We start from the raw sequence: 23,747 nt of genomic DNA, 5'->3' as shown, positions 1-23,747 counted from the left end.
TATACTATTTATGACTTTACAAGAAAGAGACCAAAAATTTATTTGGCATCCACTTACCCAGCATAAGATTCACCAAGAAGCATTACCTATCGTAAAAGCAAAAGGAGCATTGTTATACGGTGAAGATGGAAAAACCTATATAGATGGTATAGCATCTTGGTATACGGCAATGTATGGCCATTGTAATGCATTTGTCTTAGAAAAAGCACAAGAACAAATGCAACAATTGGATCAGATTGTGTTTTCTGGATTTACTCATGAACCAGCGATTAGATTATCAGAAGAATTGATAGGTTTATTGCCTACTAATCAAGAGAAAATATTTTTTTCAGATAATGGTTCGACAGCAAATGAGATAGGGATTAAAATGGCACTTCAATATCATTTTAATAAAGGAAAAAAGAAAAATACAATTATTGCATTTGAGAATGGATTTCACGGGGATACATTTGGTGCTATGTCAGCTTCGGGTTTGTCAGTATATAACGGGCCTTTTGAAGATTTTTTTATTGATGTACAGCGTATACCTACTCCAACAGCAGACTCAATAGAAGAAGTTATAGAAAAACTTCTTACTATTATCAATAATCATGATGTAGCCGGATTTATCTATGAACCTTTGGTACAGGGAGCGAATTCAATGCATATGTATGATGCCAGATATCTCAATCAAATTCTTGCTGTTTGTAATGATCATGGAGTGATCACAATCGCAGATGAGGTCATGACAGGTTTTGGCAAAACGGGTAAAATGTTTGCTTCAGAACATGCAGAGATACAACCTGATATTATTTCTATGTCAAAAGCATTGACGGCAGGATTTGTACCTATGGCAATAACAAGTTGTACAAAAGAAATTTATGATGCTTTTCTAGATGACTCTGTAGGAAAAGCTTTTTTTCATGCACATACATATTCTGCAAACCCCATTGCATGCGCAGTATCTTTGGCAGGAATATCATTATTAAAATCAGACGAAATACAAACAAGCATAAAAAGAATTATAGCATCGCATCAACAATTTAACGATTCGATCAAGAATCACCCCAAGGTCAAAAGTACCAGGCAAACGGGTATCATATATGCAATGGATCTTGATATCGAAATGGACCGATATGGTAAAAAAAGATACGAGATTTTTGACTTTTTTATGCAAAAAGGAATTTTCCTGAGACCTTTAGGAAACACAATTTATATTTTGGCCCCGTATGTAGTTACTAATGAGCAGTTAAATACGATATATGAAGCTATAAAAAGCTTATTGGATACGATTTGATTTTTCAACATGCTGATTTAGAAAATTAGGATTGTTTTCTATCATGGTTTTAAAGTCTTCTTTTTGATCAACAAACAGAACAAGAGTTTGAAAAGATTTTTTGCTACCATATAACCCATTAAGAATATATTCTTTTTGTAAGGTGATTACAATATTATGATTTTCTAAATTTCCAAAGGGCGATAGTTTTCTTGTTGTCGAATCAAGCTCTATATCTTTACTTGTAATGTCTATAGATACAATGTCTTTTATAGGAATACTAACCTCACTCAAAATACCATATCGTATCAATAAAGTGTTGTTCTCTATAGATATTGGGCGTTTGGTAATTGATTTTAAGAAACCAAAAATCTGAACTCCGGAGTAAATACTAGCTCCGGATACAATCCATGCAGCAATGTGATTCCATTTTAAAAGAAGAATATGTAAAACATATGTTTCTATTCCTATAATCCCTATAAGAGCGATTAGTAGTGCTATTGTTCCACTGTTTTTATGATAAGTAAATTCATTTTTTGACAGTTTTTTTCTTTTCCAGTAAATAAAACCATAGTAGATTACCGCAATTTCCATAGTAAGTAAGGTTGATACTTTGCCAGGAATTACAGCTCTTGATGCTTCTTGCAATGCTGTAAAAAAATCAGGTTTTTGAAGCGTATGAGCTTTATATTGAATTCTGATTTGTTGTATTTTATATACTAAAAATAGAATAACACTCAGTTCAACAATAGGAAATATCCATGTTTTAACCCATTTTAGAATAAATTGATGTTCTTTTGGAATGATTTGGAAAGCAATGAGCATTCCCATAACAAAAAAAGGAACAACAGTGATTTTTGGAATAGCTTTCTTCCTGATCAATAAAAAATAGATTGCAGGAATTGTAAATAATAAGTCCAAAGTAATACCTATAGATAACGAACTTATGTTTGAAGCGAATGCTTCAGATTTTGCCAATATAAATAGAGACGCGATAAGTAGTATGGGTATCGCAACGGTAATTAGATTACCATTGATCCTGGTTGTTACTTTCATTTTGTTCATAACCTAATAAATCAATTTGTTCGTCTGTTTCATCAATAATGATATACATTTCTGTATACTCCCAAACACCATTTTGTTTTGTGCCTGTTACATACAATTGCGCTTCGGCTTTTGAGCCTTTTATTGGAATAGAAATATCTGCCGACCCATTGTTATTTTCATAAGAAATACTACCGCCCATGATTCCATTAGTTTCTATGGGAGCACCTAATATTTTTAAAACATAGTCATCTTCATTGGCTTTCTCTATAGCATCTTTGTAGGGTACAGATTCTGTCATGATCTCACTAACTCCAAAAATTACAGAACCTAAAAAAATGACAAACAATACGATAATAGTAAGACACCCTCCCAGAGGTACTGCCCATCCCCAGTTTCTAGCAAACCAACTTTTGTGCTCTGTAGTACTCATGATACGATATAAAGTTTGTAATATAAGTCTAGGTTGTAATCAATATGTTACAACCTATAGACTTTTCTTTTAACCCTATTCAAATTTAATCAAAAAGAAGTAATCCTGCGGCATCGCCCATTTTTCTCTGATTATGCCCAACTCCTTTTATCACTTTGAGCTCCCAGTTAAATTCACATCCTATTTGTTGAGCTTTACTTTTAGCAGTAGCAAAAAAGTATTTTGCCCGTGCTAATCGATGTAATCCCTGTCTATCAACGGTTTTTGAACGTAGTAAAATTCCTCCGTTACTATTTTCGTTATCTAATTCTCCTACAAAAACAATTAGTTTTTTGGCAAATGATTTTTTTAAATCCCGATCAGAAAGGTGGGTGTTTTTTGTACCAAAGGGAAAATGGGTATCAAAATTGGTCAATGTATATGAGCCTGAATTTGCTGCTATAATACGATTTGCTTTTGATTTTGGGTGAAAAATAGCAAAACGATGTAAAACTTGTCCGCCGGCAGAGTGACCAAAAATATCATATTGCTTTTGAGGGATTTTTAAGTGATCGACTACAAGATCAAATAACCTGTCAAAATCATTAAAAATCCACTGTTTGGTATTATTATTTATTGTAAACGAGACCTTTTCTTCGTTTAGAAATACCTGATTGGAGTTTTTCTTGAATTTTGCATGCTCTCTAATGTTTAAATCAGTTAATATTCCGCCTAGATGATAATCTTTATAAGGGTATTCTTTTTCTGAATAACTAGGGGATAAAATTAATAGATTATACTTTTCTGATTCTTCAACCCAACTATCTCTATGGCTATCTCCATTTCTTCCTGATCCCGGGATTACGATCACTACTTTTGTGTTTGAGTCAAAAGCTTTTGGTTTGTGATAAAAGATCTTAATTGTCTTTTGCTCGTGCTTAAGGCCTCCTACAATAGAAAACACCCCAGACCCTTCTTGAATCGAAATTTTTTTATTTTGACCAAAGGTTACATTGAATAGCACAGATGTTAATAAGACTATTAGTGTTGTACAAATTCGTATCATTATAAATAGATTTTAAAATTTTGTTCAAAAATTCAAAAAAAGGAAGTCGAGATGTTAGAAAATCGTCGAGTTACTGGGTTTTTGGATCATAAAACTTTTTTTATAGTATCAACACAGTTGAGGTGATATACATCAAAATTCGTCTTTATATAGTGAAAGTTTGTAGTGTTACAATATTAGATTAACATTATTATTCGCTACTCTAATGTCTTTCGGTTACGTTCATTAATCTTGAAACCCAGTGCTATTTCTTTTAGTTCAAAAGTCATTTGCCTAATAGGAAACGGACGGATATTTCCTAGAATGATTACTGTTAATCGATCATCAGTATATCGATGTAAATTAGACATAAACCCATCCATAGTTCCGCCGTGACGAGTCAATATTCCATTTTTGTTTTTGCCACGCCCTATTTGATATTCTTGAATTCGAAACCCATAACCATAGTTCCCAAATGTTGCGTTTTCTCCTTTGAATAGTAGTGATTTACTTTTGTCAGACAAGAGTGTATTTTGATAGAGAGCCTGATCCCATTTTAGTAAATCTTCTACTGTTGAGTAAATGTCTCCACTACCTAAAGCATATGAAACGATGTTTTCATCATTTTTAATTCCAAATGCGTTCTTATAATACCCTTTTGCCCTTTCTTTGGGTTTGTTGGCTATTCTCTCAACACCAGAATGATTCATTTGTAGGGGATCAAAGGTGTTTTCTTGTAATACATCTGCAAAGCTTTTTCCAGTCACGTTTTCAATAGCAATAGCCGATAGCGTATAGTTGAGGTTTGAGTATTGATATTGAGTAGAGGGCGAAAACGATAATGATGAGGTATTGATGATCTGAATAATTTCTTGAGAAGTAACATCTTTGTTCTCAAAGTTTGTGATTCTTTCTAAATGTGGAGATAATCCGGATTGATGTTTCAATAAGATATGTAATGTTAAATGCTCTGATAATTCATTCTTTAGATTAGGAATGTACAACTTTAATGGAGTGTGTAAATCCAGGATTCCTTTTTCTACCAATTGCATAACGGTCACAGCAACAAAAGACTTGGTTAATGAGCCTATCAAGAATTGAGTGTGGATGGTGTTTTTAGTCTTTTCTTCTCTGTTGGCATATCCATAAGCGTCTTTGTGTATTATTTTCCCCTCTTTGGCAACAATTACAGTACCTTGATACTGATCGCTTTTGGCATAGTTTTTAATGTGCTGATCAATTTTTTTTGATATGCTATCCTCGGGATTGTCTTTTTGAGGATACATATGACTAAAATTTGTAAGTGTTAAAATAGAAGCACAAAAAAGAAATATGGCCATGATGATTTTAAAAGATGCTTTTTTCATAAGAAATCGGTTGTTTTAATATGTTAAAGGTTGTACTTATATAATCTATAGTAATAGTTGAATGACTATGACTATATTCAATTTGAAATATTATAAAATCAAATCATAGTATTTTTGGATATCGATGACTTTGATGTTTTGATTGTCATAAAGCTAAAAATGATAGATATATGTAATTCGGCATTAGAATCCTGATACTGATATGCTATTGATAAGAATTTGTCGATTTCTAAAAAGTGATTGATGAATAATTTATTATTTTGACTTTTTTGATGCCCAATTTTAGAAATGCTTCAGTGTTGAATCAAATAGAGAAAATAACAGAATATATTCAGAGCACAAAGTGGACAAAACATTTGATTTTTTGGTCGATTATGGTGCTTGGTTTTATGGCTAGAGATAGAATGTTGGATCAATATTCTTTGTTCTCTTCTCTTGTCAGACAATTATGTTTGCTTGTTCCTCAGCTTATTGGAGCATATCTTTTTGCATATTATTTGATTCCGAGATATATATTAAGAAAACAGAAATGGTTTTATATTTCGATTGGTTTTATGATCATATATTTTACCAGTGCTCTGGGAAGAATTTTGATTATTTACATATCCGAACCATTGCTAAGGACATATCCTTTTGTACAAGAGCCTTTGAAAGAAATATTATTAGATTGGAAAAAGTTATTACTTAACTATTTTCCTTCAGTATATTTGGCGGTTTTTGTATTTCTTTTCCTAAAGTATTTTACCCATTTTGCAAATACAAAACAAAAAGAATTAACATTAAAGAAAGAAAAAGTAGAGACAGAGCTTCATATTCTTAAAGCGCAATTGAACCCTCATTTTTTATTCAATACTCTTAATAATATTTATGTGTTGGCTATCGAAAATTCACCTCATACAGCATATTCTATTGAACGATTATCAGAAATTTTAGATTATATTTTATATCGATGTTCAGAGAAATATGTACCACTACAAGGAGAATTGAGAATGTTGGAAAATTATATAGGATTAGAAAAACTAAGATATGATGATCGTTTACAAGTGACTTTTAAAAAAGAAATACATAAAGAAATTAAAATAGCTCCACTAATTTTATTATCATTTGTAGAAAATGCTTTCAAACACGGCGCAGGAGAAGATAGTGGTTCTCCAAAGATTGACATTACAACAAGCAACCAAAATGGGTGTTTTGTATTTGAAATTTGTAATACAATCCAATCAATAGGTATAAGCACACCTAGAAAAAAAATTGGTCTGGTAAATATTAGGAAGCAATTAGAATTATTATACCCAAACCGATATGCATTAGAGATAGAGAATAGTAAAGAAGATATGTTTTTGGTTCGATTAAAAATAGATATTACAAATGAAGACTAGATGCTTACTTGTAGATGATGAGCCATTGGCTATTCGATTATTAGAAAATCATATTTCTAAAATAGAGTCTTTTGAAATTGTCGCTACTTGCAACAATGCAATTCAGGCACTAGAAGTATTACAAAAACAAACGATAGATCTTATGTTTTTGGATATAAAAATGCCAAATATAACAGGATTAGCATTTCTTAAAACGCTAAAACATCCCCCAAAAACTATAATTACTACTGCATATAGAGATTATGCGATCGAAGGATATGACTTAGATATATTAGATTATTTGTTGAAACCGATTACCTTTGAGCGATTTTTTAGAGCAGTCGAACGATTCTCTAGAGAAGACAATATTAAGATTATAGAAAATAAAAGTATACCTGAAGAAAAAGAACAATCTATACTGGTAAAATCAGGAAATAAATATCATAAAGTACCTATTTACAATATTGTTTATATCGAAAGCCTTAAAGATTATATTAAAATACATACAGCCAATAAACAAATTCTAACTAAATATAAAATTAGTGACATCGAAAAAGAATTGGATCAAGAGTTATTTTTAAGAATTCATAGATCGTATATCATAAACCTTAGTAAAATAACGGCATATACTCATAATGATATTGAATTGGATACTATCGAAATCCCGATAGGAGTGAGCTACAAAGAAAAAGTATATGACTACTTGGATATGAATCGATAAACTATATTTTCTTTTTTAGCCTATTTGATCAAATACAACTTGTTTTAGCTACAATATTTAGATAAATATTGTTCAAATTCTAATTGATATTCTTTACTGTCAAATCTTAGTTCTTTTATTATTATTTCTTCGTTGTTTTCAGTGTCATCTTCATAAGATATGTCTTTCCAGATTATTGAGTTGTCTTCCTTGTGTAATGCAAATGAAATAACGCCGCAGTAATCAGAACCGCAATGACACCTGTATAATACAATTCTATCTGTTCCAAACTGGTTTATAGGCTTACTGATTCCTAAAAATCCAGAGACAGCATTTGTATTTATTTTTTTTCTGTCATAATTGGGGAATTTGGTGGTATCAACTTCAAAAACGTCTAAATCAAAATCAGAATAAGCCATGTCAAATCGGTTGATCCCAAGTTTTTTTGAAAGCTGTTGTTGATTGATAAAGAAATCAAAAGAAATATTATTAGAGTGGTGTTTAACTACTTTGATCTCGATTTGCTGTTTATTTTTTAAATTATATTTTAATTCAATTTCATTAGATAAGCACGATTCTATAGTATTGGCTTTAATAAATCGGTAGAGTTGGATTTGTTGTATTTCTGTCATTTCACTAGAATAATTCCAACCGGTTTCTACATCCCAACCTTCCTGAAGAAAGAAAATCCATTTTTTCTCATGATTAAGTATGAAGGTAGGAAGACCTATTTGAATTAAAGTTTCATAATTTTCCTTTACCACTTTCATATTTTTCATCTTCTCTATACTATTAAGCATATTTCTATTATACACATCCTTGTTGTATAAAGTCAATATTTAATTCAAAAAGAGTCAACATGAGTATCATTATTTCCTTTTTTTCGTCTTATTCGTAATAGGTGATTCTATTTTTTTTGAATTCCTCTTTCATAACGATATATATTGTCAAAAGAATACCCACGCTAGTTAATAACTTCAAACCTAAAACTATCTAAGCTTTTGATTTTTGTAGATGATTTTCATATCAATTCTTTCTCATAAAGAGTATTGACTGACAATGGTAATGTTTTCATACCAACTTTTTTAAATCCTATTTTCTCATAATAACCACAAAGTTTTGAGTTTTTGGAGTCGGCATCAAGCCTCAAAAAATTATAACCCTCTCTCTTGGCTCGTTCCCCTATTTTATTAATAACCTTAGTACCAATCCCTTTTCCGTTAAACTCTTCTTTGATTACCAGAGAGTGAATATATCTTGCTTTACTGTGTTGTTTACCCCAATATAATAAGTCTTTTTCCAAGATTCTGACCATACCTAGATTTTCTTTATTGGGAGTACTAATAAAAAAGAATTCATTATTTGCGATACCTTCTTCGACCCATTTAATTTTTTCAAGAGGTGGGTTTTTCCAATACTGCCAGTGATCGATATTCATTTTATTAATTTTTTCGGCAGTTTTCTTAAATAACTCCAGAACTATGTTTTTGTCCTTAATTTCTATTTGGTTAAATATAAAATCCATTACTTAAAATTACTTTGAAAATAATATTACGAAACTTTTCTCCAACGATTTTGATTCAACTTTATAAGCTAGAGTAAGTCAGCAATACATTAGAATTCTCATTCTTATTAAAACAGTTTTGGTTTTCGGATATAGGAAGCAAATATTGTTGCCATAACAATCAAAATAGTTACTTCGTAAGGTTTTCCTTTATACATATGAATACATACAATAAGAGTCATGTAAAGTGCCAAAAGAAAGGTTCCGATAAGTATAGTTTTGTTGTACAAGAACATAATTGTAGCAACTAAAAGAAATATTCCTGTTGTGATCATCACAGTGCTATTTGCTATGATTTTTTCGGTCTGATTAGAATGTAGAATTTTGTCCAAAGCATTTGGGATAAAAAATAATGTTAGTATTACCGAAGGTAACCATGTTAGTATTGTTTTAAGTATTTTATTAGTTTTCATTTTTTTCAATTGAAGTTGAACTATGAGTTTTTGGTTGATTAACTTTTTTTCATATAAATGTAATCGTATTTTTTAATAACAAGAAATGATGTAGTGAACACGTTAGTTTTGAAACTTTAATTTTCTTTATCCTAATTTTTAGTTAATGAAGTATGGGTAGGTATTGAAGAAAACAGATCAAACCCCTACATTTGCCAAAAATTAGGCATTGCAACACACGATATCAATAACAGGGATCTCCTCAATCTCTCCATTAGGAATTTCGTCTGATGGTATTTGGGAAAAATACAAGGATTCATCACATTGCATCTCTTTTGAAGATTTTGAAGGAGAATCAACACCTATTGCACCACTTTGTACAGCCTCAAAACAAGTAATTGAAAGTTTAAGAAAAGAAACTACTCATTACAAAGCGTTGGATGATTCTGTTCTTTTCGGAATATTTGCCGCGAGAGAAGTAATTAAAAAATCAGGATGGGGTGACGATTCTAATTTTGGGATTAATATTGGCTCTTCTAGAGGTGCGACACAGCTTTTTGAAAAATATCATAAAGAGTTTTTGGAAACGAGTAAATCGTCAACATTGAGTTCACCTACAACAACACTGGGTAATATCTCATCATGGATTGCTCACGATTTACAAGCAAACGGACCAGAAATCAGTCATTCTATTACTTGTTCTACGGCATTACACGCAATACTTAATGGTGTTGCATGGCTACAATCTGGATTAACAGATAAGTTTTTAGTCGGTGGTAGCGAAGCACCACTTACTCCTTTTACTATTGCACAGATGAAAGCCTTGAAAATCTATGGGGCAAATAATGGAGAAGTATATCCTTGTCAGGCAATGCATTGGGATAAAACTCGAAATTCTATGTTTTTGGGAGAAGGTGCTGCAGTAGCATGTCTCGAAAAAGGAGCGAAAGAAAATGCAATAGCACAGATAAGAGGAATTGGGTATGCTACAGAACCTTTGAAACACAATATTTCGATATCAACAAAGGCAGATTGTTTTCAGAAATCAATGAAAATGGCTTTAAAAAATACTGCTGTCGATGAGGTAGATGCTATTGTAATGCATGCTCCGGGAACGGTAAAAGGAGATTTATCAGAATATAATGCCATACAAGCTGTTTTTGGAAAACACAAACCTGCACTTACAACAAATAAATGGAAAATAGGTCATACCTTTGGAGCTAGTGGGATGCTGAGTTTAGAATTGGCAATATTGATGTTACAAAAACAGCAATTTATCCCCGTACCATACGTTACTTATAAAACACCCCCCAAGCAATTACATAAAATTATTGTGAATGCAGTTGGTTTTGGAGGAAATGCAGTGAGTGTTTTGATAGAAACCCCAAACTCGAATTAACAAAATTTATAGATTTATTAGGACTAAAAACCACGAATTTGATGTTTATTCGCTGTGTTTTTTAAGAACAAACCATTATTTTTGAAGACTCACAACCATTTTTATGAGCATAATTAGACACGATTGGACAAAGCAAGAGATATTAGATATCTACAATCTACCTTTGATGGATTTATTATATAAGGCAGCAACTATTCATAGAGAATACCATGATCCTAATGTAGTACAAGTATCGACATTATTATCGATCAAAACAGGAGGTTGTCCAGAAGATTGTGGGTATTGTCCACAGGCAGCTAGGTACCATACCGATATAGAAGGAAACGACCTCATGAGTGTACAACAAGTAAAAGCTCAGGCACTTCGAGCAAAAGCCTCAGGAAGTTCCAGAGTATGTATGGGTGCTGCATGGCGTAATGTAAAAGATGGACCTGAGTTTGATAATGTGCTTGAAATGGTACGAACGATCAATAAATTAGAGATGGAAGTATGTTGTACTCTAGGTATGATTACAGAGAATCAAGCCCAGCGTTTGGCAGAAGCGGGTCTATATGCTTACAATCATAATTTAGATACTTCAGAAGAGTATTATAAAGAAGTTATTTCTACAAGAGGATATGAAGACCGCTTGCAGACCATTGATAATGTGCGAAAAACCAATGTAACCGTATGTAGTGGTGGTATTATTGGTATGGGAGAAGAAGTAGAAGATCGTGCAGGAATGCTTGTTGCATTAGCAAAATTAAGCCCACAACCAGAATCTGTGCCTATTAACTCTTTGGTGGCAGTAGAGGGTACACCTATGGAAGAAGAAAAGCCTGTGTCTATGTGGGATATGATACGAATGGTAGCTACTACAAGAATCGTAATGCCAAAAACACAAGTACGACTATCTGCGGGAAGAACTGAAATGAGTAGAGAAGGGCAGGCAATGTGTTTCTTTGCTGGAGCAAACTCAATATTTGCCGGAGATAAACTACTTACTACTCCAAATCCTGATGTAAATGAAGACATGGAAATGTTTAAGTTACTCGGGCTTAATCCTCAGAAACCATTTGTTAAAAAAGCACAACCTGAAACAATAGAAGCCGCAGATTCAAAATTTGAATCATTAGGAGAAAAACCAAAATGGTCAAGGCCAGGTCATAGTATAGAAAGAAATGAAATAGCAAAAGAAAAAGCTAAAGGTATAGCTGCAGATAAATAAAAAGACTTTTGCTAGGTATGATGTAGAGTTGTTTTTATTAGGATAGATAAACATTTCGTGTAGTCAGCATGTCGTTTGTTTATGTTTTATTTTATAGTTTTCAGTGAAATTAAATTTAGAACATATACCAAGGGTAAAGAAAATTACCAAAGAAAAGTTCCTTAACGAGTATGTCAAATTACAAAAGCCATTAGTAATTGAAGAATTGATTACTGATAGTGTAGCTTATAAGCAATGGAGCCTTGATTATATTTCTCAATTAGCAGGAGAAAAAATAGTTCCGGTGTATGATGATAGGCGAATTAATTCTGACCAAAAGTTCAATGAGCCTCATTCTAATATGAAATTGAGTGCGTATATTGAATTATTGAAAGAGGGATCAACAAATTACAGGATATTTTTATACAATTTATTAAAAGAAGTCCCTGAGCTTCAAAACGACTTTGATTATCCTGATATCGGACTAAAATTTTTAAAAAAGTTACCATTTCTATTCTTTGGAGGATCAGGATCAAAAGTGTTTATGCATTATGATATAGACTTGGCTAATATTTTTCATTTCCATTTTCATGGAAAAAAGCAATGTATTTTGTTTCCTCCATCAGAGACCAGATATTTGTATAAAGTACCCCATGCATTGATCTCGCACGAAGAAATAGATTTTAATAATCCCAATTTTGATCAATGGCCTGCACTACAACATGCAAAAGGGTATGTAACAGAATTAAAACACGGCGATGTTCTCTATATGCCCGAAGGATACTGGCATCAAATGACGTATTTGACTCCCGGGTTTTCGATGAGTATTAGATCTTTGCCTAAAAAAGTAACTAATTTTACACAAGCTACTTATAATGTGTTTCTTCTAAGGCATTTTGATAACTTTATGAGAAAACAACGAGGTCATAAATGGATTGATTATAAAAACACAGAAGCTATTCGAAGAACCAACAAGAGAAATGGATTTTGATCTATTTTTGATCAATACTATTTAAGGAATTTGTTTTTTTATTCCATGTCACTATAGCATTTTTTTATTCAAAAAGTTCTCTTACTTTTTCAAAAACCAAATGAGTTTCCCAACCTCGATATAAAAGATAATCGGTTAATTTCTTCCTTTTTTTAATAAGGTTTGTTTCGGTAAGCAAATGGTATTTTTTTTCAGCCAATTCGTGAAAAGTGTTGAGGTAGTCAGTATCAGAGATTTCTTTTAATGCTTCTTTTAGATTATACTGCGAAATGTCTCTATATTTTAGCTCTCTAATGATTCTTTGTTTACCCCATTTTTTGATAGAAAATTTTCCTCTTGCAAAACTTTTAGCAAAACGTTCTTCATTCAAGAAATTGTGCTCAATAAGATGTATTATGATTTGTTCTTTGGCTGCAGGGATAAGCCTCATAGTGTTTAATTTTGTCACAATATCCTTGTGACAGCGTTCTTGATAAGCACAGTAGTGTTCCATTTTGCTAGTAGCTTCAGCTACTGTGATTGATGTAGGTGGTTTCTGTTGCATTGAGTACAAAGGTAAGAGACTTTTTAATAATAGAAATAAGGTTATAGTAGCAGCTAAAGATAAAAACAGGCTTTCAACCTAATTTTTAAAGCAAAATCATAAAAATGAGCATTTTTCAATTTTTCTTGATAATTAGCGCTTCCCAAGGAGTCATTTTTGGTTTTGCTATCCTTTTTTCTCCTTTTTTCAAGAGTTCTACTAATAACTATTTGGGATATTCAATATTAATTTTGTCATTTTTGATGTTTAATGTGTATTTGGATGCTATTGATTTTTACATTGATTATCCTAGACTATTCATTTTTTATGATATTGAATGGATATTTTTATTTCCTGTATTTTTTTTCCTTTATATTTTAAAATCGATCAACCATCATTTAGAGAAAAGCAAAAAATTACTTTGGTTGTACCTTCCTTTTATACTGTCTGTACTTATTAATACGGTTGTTAATATTGAAAATATCTATCATTGGTATTCCTATCCCTGGAAACATAAAGAGTTGTTTTATGATTGGCTTTTTGGCTTTCAGGAATTTGGATATTATTCTTATAATTTTTTATTGGCTATTTGGGCTTATGTAATTCTTCTTCAAAAAAAATACATGAATCACCCTAGTACTAAATGGTTAAAAAACTTGTGTATATGTGTATTTTCTCTTGTAACATCATGGGTAATACTTGATATCGCTGATATGATTTTTGATATTGGTTATAAAATTGGTATTGTAATCATATGTGGTGGAGGCTCAATATTTATGTTTTGGGTTTTGTATTATGGAGTGTATATGTTAAAGCTTAGTAATGATGATAGATCAACGAAAAGATCTCTTTTAGATTTAAAAGAAACTTTTGAAAAAACAACACAAAGAAAACTTGAAATTTCTGACCATTCTTTTTCTGAAAACAATAGATACTTTCAGAAATTAGAAAACTTGTTTCAACAAGACTATATATATCGTAATCCTGACTTAAACCGAGACACAATTGCCAAACTATTGAATATTAGTTCTGGTTATGTATCTCAGATAGTCAATGATGTTACAAAAAAGAATTTTACCGGATATGTAAATTCTTATCGTATTAAAGAAGTTAAAAAAATGATTCTTGATACAGAGTATGATAAATACAGTTTATTAGCTATAGGATTAGAAGCTGGTTTTAAATCTAAAACAACATTTTATACGTCTTTCAAGAAAGAAACAGGACTTACTCCAAGTCAGTATAAATCGAAGTATAAAAAGGTTCTAAATTCTTAAATCTTAATATTATCGAACGTCGATTTCATTTGTCCTACCTAGTTTTGACCAAAACCAAATGAGTATTTAGACCTGTTGTATTTTATTTATAACTCTGGATACTTGATAGGTTTTATTTGTCAATCAACAGTGTTATTAATTCTTAAAATAAAACAAAAGTATGGATTCACGCAAGTATAGTAAAACGACAGTGATTAGAAATTTCAAGCAAATTTTTTTGATGTTAATTGTAGGGCTCATCATCACGGCCTGTCAAAATGATGATGATCAATCATCCCCGGAGACTTCGAAGAATGGTTTTTGGCTATTAGAAGGCAAAGGATATATTTTAGAAACTAATGATGAGAAAAGTGTATTGTATAGTGTCAATTCTATAGGTTGTACGGTTGCAGATGATAATTTTGATGCAGAAGAATCTTTTGGAGCAACATTAGAGCAAGTTGGTCCCAACGAATTGATAGTAGCCTCAGAACTTTCAGCATCAGATATTGAATTCAAAAGATTGACTAGCCAAAATGAGTTATGTTTACCTGATCAGATTGCAGACACAAATGATCCAAAGGTTAATTATGATCATTTTTGGAATATATTCAACGATCATTATGCCTTTTTTGAAACCCGTAATGTGGATTGGATGCAGTATAAAAATTTGGGAGAGCAAATCAACTCTGATAACTTTTATACTGTTCTAGAAGAAGTAATACTTCAATTAAAAGACGGTCATGTACTCATCGAAGACGAGGCCAATAATATTAATATTGATTCTGGTTCTCAAAATTTATTTGACAGACTAAATTCAGGCCTTAGTGGAGATTTTAGAATTGAATCTTTTGAAGATTATAATAGACTTTATGGTCAAAGGTTAGAAACGATAGGAGCAAAATATTTAGGTGGAGTTTTTGAATTTAATGAAAATCAAACGATAGCTTGGGGGGCAATTGATGACAATATTGGATATATAAATATTTTTGGAATGGCTGGTTTTGGAACCGGTGCGGGAAACGAATTAGAAGCATTAAATACTGTTTTAGATAACATAATGGATGACATTAAAGATGCTGAGCTTTCCAAGCTTATTATAGATGTGCGTTTTAATGGAGGAGGATTTGATATGGTTGCTGTAAATATAGCTTCTAGATTTGTAGATCAAGAACGATTGGCATTTTCAAAAAAGGCAAAGTTTAAAGATGGTTTTACTGAAAGTACATCTGTGTCTATATCACCCAAAGGTGATTTTCAATTTACGGGAGATATAGTGTTGCTTACAAGTCCTTTTACGGCAAGTGCAACAGAGGTTTTTATGCTATGCATGAAAGATCTACCATATGTAACTATAGTAGGGGATCATACAAGCGGAATTTTTTCTGATGTTCTTGTTCATGTTTTACCAAATGGTGCGAGTGTAGGGTTGTCTAATGAAGTATATAGTGATGCACAAGGTCAGGTGTTTGAAGCAATTGGTATTGGACCAGGTGATGAGAATAGAGTTCCCTTATTCTCAAACGATGATTTTATAGAAGAAAAAGATGGTGGTATTGATAAGGCTGTCGAAATATTGAATAATTAGAGAATATAGCATCAACACCTCAAGAAATTGATTGCTATTTTATTCTTGATTTTTCTGTTAAAGTAATAAAACAAAAAACCCGGCAGTGTTATAATGCCGGGTTTCTGTTATTTTATCAGTTCACCATTTTTATCGTGAAAATGATATTCTAAATACGTGTAAGCGTCTCTAGGTACAATTTTTACCCATCTTTTGTGGTTCAAAAACCATTTTGATCGGGTGGATGGAAATCCTTTAGTTAAAAAAGCAGCAATAAAAGGATGCGCGCTTAGCGTAATACTTTTATAGTCTTTTTTAATTAATTTTTCTAGTTCGACCTTTATTTTATCTACCAAAACTATTGGCGCCTCAACTTCGCCATTTATTCCGTTTGGATCTTCTTCACGGGTTTTGATATTCATTTCTGGTCGTACACGCTGTCGCGTGATTTGAATCAAACCAAATTTACTTGGTGGTAAAATCTTATGTTTTGCTCTATCGTCTTTCATTTCTTCTCTCAAATGATTGAAGAGTGTTTTGCGATTTTCGGCATTATTCATATCGATAAAATCGACGACAATAATTCCTCCCATATCTCTTAGACGAAGTTGTCGAGCAACCTCTGTTGCACTAATTAGATTAACTTCTAATGCAGTATCTTCTTGGTTTTTGGCCTTGTTTGACCGATTGCCGCTATTTACATCAATTACATGCATTGCTTCTGTATGCTCTATAACCAAATAAGCGCCTTTACTCATCGAAACTGTTTTGCCAAAACTTGTTTTGATCTGTCTTTCTATACCATACTTTTCAAATATAGGTACTTTTGGAGGGTGAAGTTTTACAATTGATTCCTTTTTTGGAGCAATTTCTTGCAGATACTCTTTGATTCTGTTGTAGAGTTCGTCGTCGTCTACAATGATAGATGTAAAGGTGTCATTAAAAACATCTCTAAGTATAGAAGATGCTCTATTCATTTCACCTAGTACTTTAGATGGATGGTGTGCTTTGTACATTTTTTTGCACATAGCTTTCCAACGATCCATTAGATTTTGTAAATCTTTGTCTAGTTCTGCTACTTTTTTGCCTTCTGCTACTGTACGTACAATAATTCCGAAACCTTTTGGCTTTATACTTTTTACAAGCCTTTTTAAACGTTCTTTTTCTTCTGCGGATTCTATTTTCTGAGAAATAGAGATTCTATTAGAAAAAGGAACTAATACGATATATCTGCCTGCAATAGAAAGTTCTGAACTAATTCTAGGGCCTTTTGTCGATATCGGTTCTTTTACAATTTGTACTAGTAGTGATTGATTAGACTTTAAAACATCGGTAATAATACCATGTTTGTCAATGTCGTTCTCAAAAGGAAAATCCTTAAGAGAATAATTTTTTAATTTACCTGTGCTTACACGTTTAATGAATTTAAGCAAAGAAGACACTTGAGGACCTAGGTCATGATAATGCAAAAAAGCATCTTTCTCGTAGCCGACATTTACAAATGCGGCATTAAGACCTGGAACAGCTTTGCGGATTTTGGCAATAAAAATATCACCAACCGAAAAATTGCTATCGTCTTCTTCCTTGTGTAATTCAATTAGTTTTCCATCCTTTAATAAGGCAAAATCTGTAGAGGAACCTGACCTGATGATCAATTCTTTGTTCACTCTGAATAGATTTTTATCCCGAAGAATCGAGATGGATTAAACATTTTTGTTTGCTAGAAAGATGTCGATAATATGATTATTCGATACTTTCTAGCATTTCATAGTTCGTATAGCAAATATTCTTCAAACAATATAAAGATTGGATTTGCTAGTACTTTTTTTCACAGGAATTGTTATAAATTCCGTTGAAACAAAATTTATTGTAGGTAGTAAAATACAATTTTGTTTCGATGTCAAAGAACTTAACTTTTTAAATGAAAAAAGTAGTTAGAAACTACTTTTTCTTATGGCGGTTTGCTCTTCTTCTTTTTTTACGCTTGTGCGTAGCTACCTTGTGTCTTTTTCTTTTTTTACCACTTGGCATAGTGTATGCGTTTTATTTATTGTTAATTAGTTTACTTTACTTCTACATTAGTTTTTACACCTTCTACAAATACTTTTGCAGGTTTAAATGCTGGTATGTTGTGCGCAGGTATTTTGATTGTAGTATTCTTAGAAATGTTTCTACCGGTTTTTTCTGCTCTGGTTTTGATTATAAAGCTACCAAATCCTCTAAGGTAAACATTGTCTCCGCTCTCTAAAGAACTTTTAACTTCTTCCATGAATGTTTCAACCGTTGCCTGAACATCTCCTTTTTCAATTCCTAGCTTTTCTGAAATTCTCGCTACAATATCTGCTTTAGTCATTCTATTTCCTATTTAGGGGTTTTTAAATTTTCAAGGGGGCAAATATAATAATTTAAAATCCAAAATATCAATACTTAAGATGATATTTTCATCTTTAAACGTTTAATTTTGTAAAACTTATAATTTTGTTATGAAATTTTCTAAAAAACTCATTACGTGGTACTTACAAAATAAAAGAGCAATGCCATGGCGAGAAACCAAAAATCCATACCATATTTGGCTGAGTGAAATTATACTTCAACAGACCAGAGTTGCACAAGGATTACCCTATTATTTGTCATTTACAAAAGCTTTTCCTACTGTTTTTGACCTTGCAAAAGCAGAAGAAGAAAAAGTATTAAAATTATGGCAAGGTTTGGGATATTATTCTCGAGCAAGAAATCTTCATGCCACAGCAAAATATATTGCAGAAGAACTAAATGGAGTGTTTCCTTCTAATTATAAAGAATTATTAACATTAAAAGGAGTAGGAGATTATACTGCTAGTGCTATTGCATCTATCTGTTATAACGAAGCTGTTCCTGTTGTTGATGGAAATGTATATAGAGTACTTTCTAGATATTTTAATATAGATACTCCTATCAATACTCCCAAAGGAGTAAAAGAATTTAAAGAATTAGCTATAGAACTTATGGATCATGAGGAGCCTGATGCATATAATCAGGCAATTATGGAGTTTGGAGCGTTACAATGCAAGCCAAAGAGTCCGTATTGTATTATATGTCCTTTGAATGATAGTTGTATGGCTTTAAAAAAAGGAACCGTAGATCAATTGCCTGTTAAGCTCAAGAAAACAAAGATTAAAAAAAGATATTTTAATTATATCATACCTGTGATTAATGATACATACACAATTATAAATCAAAGAACAGGAAATGGGATATGGCAAGGTTTGTATGAGTTTCCTCTTATAGAAAGCGAAAAAACAGATATTGATACAATTGCCTCACATTCTCTTTTTACAAAGATGATAAAAGATAAGCCATATGATATTATCCCACATAATAATGAACCTATAGTACATAAATTATCTCATCAACATTTGTATACCCGATTTTTTATATTAAAAATTGATGATGAATCTGTTTTTGAGGCTTCAGAAGAAATGATACTAATGAGAGATGTGCATTCGTATCCGGTGCCTATTTTGATAGGTAATTTTATAGATTCATTTTTCAGCAAAGAGTTAACCTCGAGTTAATAACTATTATAGTAATAGGCTTTGTGTTTTTTAACTTGTTGTAAATCAGTATTGAAAATAAATAAAATATACGTTAATAGATGTTTTATGCTATTCATGTATTATTTTTTTTATTACATTTACTAAGTAAGGTGTTTTTAATAAAATGATAAAAAAGTAATTATAGTACATGCTTAATTACTTTGTTTGTCATTTATTTGCAACTCAAAACCAAAATAACAAACTACAGAACGATATATGTCTGGAACATTAAATAAAGTTATGCTTATTGGCCATACGGGAGATGATGTAAAAATGCATTATTTTGAAGGGGGAAATTGTATAGGTAGATTTCCGCTGGCTACAAACGATTCTTATGTAAACAAAAGCACAGGCGAGCGTGTGAATACTACAGAATGGCATAATATAGTGGTGCGTAATAAAGCCGCAGAAATTTGCGAAAAATACCTTAACAAAGGAGATAAGATCTATATAGAAGGGCGTCTTAAGACTAGAAAATGGCAGGATGAACAAGGTAAAGATAGGTATAGTACAGAAATACAATGCACAGACTTTACTTTTCTAACACCAAAAAATGAAAGTCAAATTACAGGTTCTTCTATGCAAAGTGCTCCCCAAGCAAATACTCCGGCGGTTAATCCACAGGAGGTTTCAACCAACTCACCAGAAATGGAAGACGATGATCTGCCATTCTGATATGTTTAATTAAAGAAAAATAATTTGGACCCTGATCCTGAACTTCTTTTAACTTCATTATTTATTTTTGATATAGCGCAAACAATTAATATTGTTGCCCTGTTGATTCTGCTTATTTTTTCTGCTTTAATATCAGGTAGTGAAGTAGCTTTGTTTTCTTTGACGACTGCAGATCTCAAAGATGAAGAAGATACCTCTAATAATCTTAAGATTATTTCTAAACTTTTAGATAACCCAAAAAAACTATTGGCAACGATTTTGGTAGCCAATAATTTTATCAATATTGCAATTGTTTTACTTTTTGATGCATTGGGTAAATTGTATTTTGAACACCTTAATGTTGTACTTTGGGTTAGATTGCTTGTAGAAATAGGGATTGCGGCTTTTGTTATTTTATTATTTGGGGAGATTTTACCCAAAATTTACGCAAGTAGAAACAATGTTAAGTTTGCTAAGTTTATGGCAAAACCCCTTAAGGCTTTAGATTGGGTTATTTCTCCGATTAGTCTACCTATGCGTAGCGTTACAATGAGTATTCATAACAGGTTGGGAAAACAAAAATCCAACTTGAGTGTTGATCAATTGTCTCAAGCATTAGAGCTTACATCTGATACAGATACTACTTTTGAGGAGAAAAAAATATTAGAAGGCATTGTTTCTTTTGGGAATACAGATACCAAGCAAGTAATGCGCCCGAGGATTGATATTTTTGCGCTTAATAAAGAATCTACATACAAAGAAATTATTCCCGAAATAGTAGGAAATGGATATTCAAGAATTCCTGTATATGAAGAAAGTATAGATAAGGTAATTGGTATTTTGTATGTCAAAGATCTTTTGCCATATATCAATGAATCAACGTTTGACTGGTTATCCTTACTTAGAGAACCTTATTTTGTGCCTGAAAATAAAAAACTTGATGATTTATTAAATGATTTCAAAGTAAAGAAAAATCATTTGGCTATAGTTGTTGATGAATATGGGGGAACAAGTGGTTTGATTTCATTAGAAGATATTATAGAAGAGATTGTAGGAGATATCAGTGATGAGTTTGATGATGAAGATCTTATTTACTCTAAATTAGATGACCAAAATTACGTTTTTGAAGGGAGGACGGCGCTCAAAGATTTTTATAAAGTGCTAAAACTTGAAGACAATACGGCTTTTGAAGATAAAAAAGGAGATGCTGAAACGATTGCAGGATTATTGCTTGAGATCTCGGGAAGTTTCCCTAAAAGAGGAGAATCGATTATGCTAGATAAATACACATTTAAAATAGAGTCACTTGATAATAAGCGTATAAAACAAATAAAATTAACCATTGATGAAAGTAGTAATTAAGTCTTCTTGGATAATTATGGTGTCAATATTACTTTCCTGCAAAGGAGAGGTGTTGCCAAAACCTAAAGGAATGCTTCGATTAAGTTATCCAAATCCAAAGTATCAAAAAACTACTATCCCTTGTGCTTATTCTTTTGAAAAAAATGATTTTGCAGAACTTGAGAACGCCAGAAGAAATAGAAAATGTTGGTACAATCTCGAGTACAAAAAACTTAAAGCAACGATGTATATTTCATACTTTAGGATTAATAATAATCTCGACTCTTTGCTTAGAGACGCACAAAATCTTACCCAAGAACATTTTATAAAAGCTGATGCGATTAAACCTGAAGAATACGTAAATTCAGAAAAACGAGTCTTTGGAACAATTTACAAGGTATCAGGAGATGCAGCTTCTCCTTCTCAATTTTATGCAACAGATAGTACAAATCATTTTTTGGTAGGTTCTATTTATTTTAAAGTAAAGCCTAATTATGATTCTATACTGCCTGCGGCAGAATATTTGCGAAACGATATTCGACACATGATAGAAACATTAGAGTGGCAAGAATAATATTTTGTCCCATGAGCGTTAATTTTCATCAAAAACAGCTTCTTCCTTTCTAGAATTTTATCACTTTTGCTACTTATTTTGGCAAAATGCAACATACAAAACTTAAGTGGATTTATCTGGCAATACTCTCTCTGGTTTGGGGGAGTTCTTTTATTTTAATAAAAAAATCATTAATTGGTTTGACTCCTCTGCAATTAGGAGCACTTAGAACTCTGTTTGCAGCGGTTTTTTTATTTTTTATTGGTTTTAGAAGTATGAAGGCAATAGCCGCTTCTGATTGGAAATGGGTAATCATTTCAGGTTTTTTTGGTACGTTTATTCCTGCCTTTTTATTTGCATTTGCAGAAACTGAAATAGATAGTGGTATTGCGTCAATTTTAAATTCTACAACCCCATTGCTTACACTAATTTTAGGAATTTTGGCGTTTTCGATTCAGTTTAACAAAAATCAGTTAATAGGAGTTATTGTAGGTCTAATAGGTTGTATTGCACTGATTTTGGAAGGAGCTTCTGTAAACCCTAATCAAAATTATTGGTATGCATTTTTGGTCCTCTGTGCATCCGGTTGCTATGCGATTAATGTAAATATTATAAAAAGATATATGCAACATATCCCACCTATGGCGATTGCAAACGGAAATTTTATTGTGCTGGTTATCCCTGCTTTGATAGTGTTGTATTTTTCAGACTTTTTTACATTACAAGTAGTTTCAGACACTATTGTACAAACAAGTCTACTATATGTGTGTGTATTATCTGTTGTGGGTACGGGTATAGCAAAAGTTTTGTTTAATAAACTAGTTCAAATTAGCACACCTGTTTTTGCTACATCTGTTACATATACAATTCCTATTGTTGCCTTGTTGTGGGGATTATTGGATGGCGAAAAATTTACTTTTTATCAAGTGCTTGCTTCTGGGATTATAATTCTTGGAGTATATCTCTCTAATAGAAACAGGTAAACTGTATTGTGTTGTTAAACAATAAATTAACAGGTTTTTAAGGTTAAAAGATTCTTAATTTTCTTACTTTTAGAAGAGAACATTAAAATCGAAACCTATGAAAAAGTCAACGATACCTATTCGATACGGAGTGCTAATATCAATAGGGCTTATTATATATTTTTTGGCACTTGCCTTAATAGGAGTGCAAACAAATCCTGTTTTTAGTCTAGGGAATGGTATTATTGTAGCTTTTGGACTGTATCAGGCTATGAAAAATTATAAATTAGAAAAAGGAAGTAGTTTTGATTACCAAAAAGGTTTTGTGGCGGGTATTTTTACCGGATTTAACGCTACTCTCTTGTTTACAATCTTTTTTGCTATTTATGTAACTCATATTAATACCAGTTTTCTGCCTGAAATGTTAGCAAATTGGAGTTCTCACTACCATGTTGGTGTTGGTATAGTAGTTTTTGTAGCTGCAATCATGGGGTTTGCCACAACTTTTGTGTTGACATTGTCTTTCATGCAACTTTTCAAAGAAAGTTGGAATCAACGAAAAAATCATCATTCTCACGCAGTAGAAGCATAAAATATTTGTCT

Annotated in this window: 24 protein-coding genes; 14 read left to right on the top strand and 10 right to left on the bottom strand. The window is 31.9% G+C overall.

Annotated features, from left to right (window positions below):
* The first annotated feature begins 10 nt into the window (after positions 1–10).
* Positions 11–1,276 (top strand): adenosylmethionine--8-amino-7-oxononanoate transaminase, encoded by a 1,266-nt coding sequence (gene bioA / locus FHK87_RS08480; protein ID WP_140592244.1) that lies wholly within the window; start codon positions 11–13, stop codon positions 1,274–1,276.
* On the opposite strand, the gene FHK87_RS08475 is transcribed toward bioA, so the two are convergent.
* The 4 genes from FHK87_RS08475 to FHK87_RS08460 all read right to left on the bottom strand — a co-directional run bounded on the left by FHK87_RS08475 (position 1,259) and on the right by FHK87_RS08460 (position 5,123).
* Positions 1,259–2,311 carry a hypothetical protein gene (locus tag FHK87_RS08475; RefSeq protein ID WP_140592733.1) on the bottom strand — a complete coding sequence of 351 codons (1,053 nt, stop codon included), beginning with the start codon at positions 2,309–2,311 and terminating at the stop codon, positions 1,259–1,261. The two genes, bioA and FHK87_RS08475, sit on opposite strands and share 18 nt — an antisense overlap.
* Complete coding sequence (locus tag FHK87_RS08470) at positions 2,283–2,732, bottom strand: cytochrome c oxidase assembly factor Coa1 family protein (RefSeq protein ID WP_140592243.1); 450 nt, start codon at positions 2,730–2,732, stop codon at positions 2,283–2,285. The genes FHK87_RS08475 and FHK87_RS08470 overlap by 29 nt, the downstream gene beginning before the upstream one ends.
* Positions 2,733–2,817: 85 nt before the next feature.
* A complete protein-coding gene (locus FHK87_RS08465) occupies positions 2,818–3,777 on the bottom strand; it encodes a hypothetical protein (protein WP_226294155.1) in 960 nt (319 codons plus the stop codon).
* Positions 3,778–3,974: 197 nt separating this feature from the next.
* Positions 3,975–5,123 (bottom strand): serine hydrolase domain-containing protein, encoded by a 1,149-nt coding sequence (locus tag FHK87_RS08460; protein WP_226294154.1) that lies wholly within the window; start codon positions 5,121–5,123, stop codon positions 3,975–3,977.
* 272 nt (positions 5,124–5,395) lie between these two features.
* Between FHK87_RS08460 and FHK87_RS08455 the strand changes: the two genes are divergently transcribed.
* Positions 5,396–6,502 carry a sensor histidine kinase gene (locus FHK87_RS08455; protein ID WP_226294153.1) on the top strand — a complete coding sequence of 369 codons (1,107 nt, stop codon included), beginning with the start codon at positions 5,396–5,398 and terminating at the stop codon, positions 6,500–6,502.
* Entirely contained in the window at positions 6,492–7,202 is a 711-nt protein-coding gene (locus FHK87_RS08450; RefSeq protein ID WP_140592242.1) for a LytR/AlgR family response regulator transcription factor, read from the top strand. Before FHK87_RS08455 ends, FHK87_RS08450 begins: the two co-directional genes overlap by 11 nt.
* A gap of 44 nt (positions 7,203–7,246) precedes the next feature.
* Here the strand turns inward: FHK87_RS08450 and FHK87_RS26155 are convergent, their stop codons facing one another.
* The 3 genes from FHK87_RS26155 to FHK87_RS08435 all read right to left on the bottom strand — a co-directional run bounded on the left by FHK87_RS26155 (position 7,247) and on the right by FHK87_RS08435 (position 9,158).
* Positions 7,247–7,951: a hypothetical protein gene (locus tag FHK87_RS26155; protein ID WP_226294152.1), complete on the bottom strand. Its 705-nt coding sequence runs from the start codon at positions 7,949–7,951 to the stop codon at positions 7,247–7,249.
* A 251-nt stretch (positions 7,952–8,202) separates the two neighbouring features.
* A complete protein-coding gene (locus FHK87_RS08440) occupies positions 8,203–8,706 on the bottom strand; it encodes a GNAT family N-acetyltransferase (protein WP_140592241.1) in 504 nt (167 codons plus the stop codon).
* Between the two features lie 107 nt (positions 8,707–8,813).
* Positions 8,814–9,158 (bottom strand): hypothetical protein, encoded by a 345-nt coding sequence (locus FHK87_RS08435; RefSeq protein ID WP_140592240.1) that lies wholly within the window; start codon positions 9,156–9,158, stop codon positions 8,814–8,816.
* A gap of 208 nt (positions 9,159–9,366) precedes the next feature.
* Here FHK87_RS08435 and FHK87_RS08430 point away from each other — a divergent pair, with 208 nt between their 5' ends.
* From FHK87_RS08430 to FHK87_RS08420, 3 genes are all read left to right on the top strand, one after another.
* A complete protein-coding gene (locus tag FHK87_RS08430) occupies positions 9,367–10,536 on the top strand; it encodes a beta-ketoacyl synthase N-terminal-like domain-containing protein (protein WP_140592239.1) in 1,170 nt (389 codons plus the stop codon).
* Between the two features lie 103 nt (positions 10,537–10,639).
* Positions 10,640–11,743 carry a biotin synthase BioB gene (gene bioB / locus FHK87_RS08425; RefSeq protein WP_140592238.1) on the top strand — a complete coding sequence of 368 codons (1,104 nt, stop codon included), beginning with the start codon at positions 10,640–10,642 and terminating at the stop codon, positions 11,741–11,743.
* 103 nt (positions 11,744–11,846) lie between these two features.
* Entirely contained in the window at positions 11,847–12,713 is an 867-nt protein-coding gene (locus tag FHK87_RS08420) for a cupin-like domain-containing protein (protein WP_140592237.1), read from the top strand.
* A gap of 64 nt (positions 12,714–12,777) precedes the next feature.
* On the opposite strand, the gene FHK87_RS08415 is transcribed toward FHK87_RS08420, so the two are convergent.
* Complete coding sequence (locus FHK87_RS08415) at positions 12,778–13,257, bottom strand: regulatory protein RecX (protein WP_140592236.1); 480 nt, start codon at positions 13,255–13,257, stop codon at positions 12,778–12,780.
* 104 nt (positions 13,258–13,361) lie between these two features.
* Between FHK87_RS08415 and FHK87_RS08410 the strand changes: the two genes are divergently transcribed.
* A complete protein-coding gene (locus tag FHK87_RS08410; protein ID WP_140592235.1) occupies positions 13,362–14,513 on the top strand; it encodes a helix-turn-helix domain-containing protein in 1,152 nt (383 codons plus the stop codon).
* A gap of 160 nt (positions 14,514–14,673) precedes the next feature.
* Positions 14,674–16,080, top strand: coding sequence for a S41 family peptidase (locus tag FHK87_RS08405; RefSeq protein WP_140592234.1), 1,407 nt, complete (start codon positions 14,674–14,676; stop codon positions 16,078–16,080).
* 107 nt (positions 16,081–16,187) lie between these two features.
* Here the strand turns inward: FHK87_RS08405 and FHK87_RS08400 are convergent, their stop codons facing one another.
* Both FHK87_RS08400 and FHK87_RS08395 read right to left on the bottom strand, forming a co-directional pair.
* On the bottom strand, positions 16,188–17,726 hold the full coding sequence (locus FHK87_RS08400) for an Rne/Rng family ribonuclease (protein ID WP_140592233.1): 1,539 nt from the start codon (positions 17,724–17,726) through the stop codon (positions 16,188–16,190).
* 395 nt (positions 17,727–18,121) lie between these two features.
* Complete coding sequence (locus FHK87_RS08395; protein ID WP_140592232.1) at positions 18,122–18,412, bottom strand: HU family DNA-binding protein; 291 nt, start codon at positions 18,410–18,412, stop codon at positions 18,122–18,124.
* Positions 18,413–18,542: 130 nt separating this feature from the next.
* Between FHK87_RS08395 and mutY the strand changes: the two genes are divergently transcribed.
* From mutY to FHK87_RS08365, 6 genes are all read left to right on the top strand, one after another.
* On the top strand, positions 18,543–19,613 hold the full coding sequence (gene mutY / locus FHK87_RS08390) for an A/G-specific adenine glycosylase (protein WP_140592231.1): 1,071 nt from the start codon (positions 18,543–18,545) through the stop codon (positions 19,611–19,613).
* 237 nt (positions 19,614–19,850) lie between these two features.
* Entirely contained in the window at positions 19,851–20,309 is a 459-nt protein-coding gene (locus FHK87_RS08385) for a single-stranded DNA-binding protein (RefSeq protein ID WP_140592230.1), read from the top strand.
* Between the two features lie 24 nt (positions 20,310–20,333).
* On the top strand, positions 20,334–21,650 hold the full coding sequence (locus tag FHK87_RS08380) for a gliding motility-associated protein GldE (protein ID WP_140592229.1): 1,317 nt from the start codon (positions 20,334–20,336) through the stop codon (positions 21,648–21,650).
* Complete coding sequence (gene gldD / locus FHK87_RS08375; protein ID WP_140592228.1) at positions 21,634–22,203, top strand: gliding motility lipoprotein GldD; 570 nt, start codon at positions 21,634–21,636, stop codon at positions 22,201–22,203. Before FHK87_RS08380 ends, gldD begins: the two co-directional genes overlap by 17 nt.
* An 86-nt stretch (positions 22,204–22,289) precedes the next feature.
* A complete protein-coding gene (locus FHK87_RS08370) occupies positions 22,290–23,165 on the top strand; it encodes a DMT family transporter (protein ID WP_140592227.1) in 876 nt (291 codons plus the stop codon).
* Positions 23,166–23,262: 97 nt separating this feature from the next.
* Positions 23,263–23,736 carry a DUF4199 domain-containing protein gene (locus tag FHK87_RS08365; protein WP_140592226.1) on the top strand — a complete coding sequence of 158 codons (474 nt, stop codon included), beginning with the start codon at positions 23,263–23,265 and terminating at the stop codon, positions 23,734–23,736.
* Positions 23,737–23,747 lie beyond the last annotated feature (11 nt).

It is taken from the genome of Aquimarina algicola, assembly GCF_006443095.1.
Taxonomy (GTDB): Bacteria; Bacteroidota; Bacteroidia; order Flavobacteriales; family Flavobacteriaceae; genus Aquimarina; species Aquimarina algicola.
The sequence above is the reverse complement of the archived record's forward strand: the minus strand, read 5'-3'. Positions and strand labels throughout refer to the sequence as shown.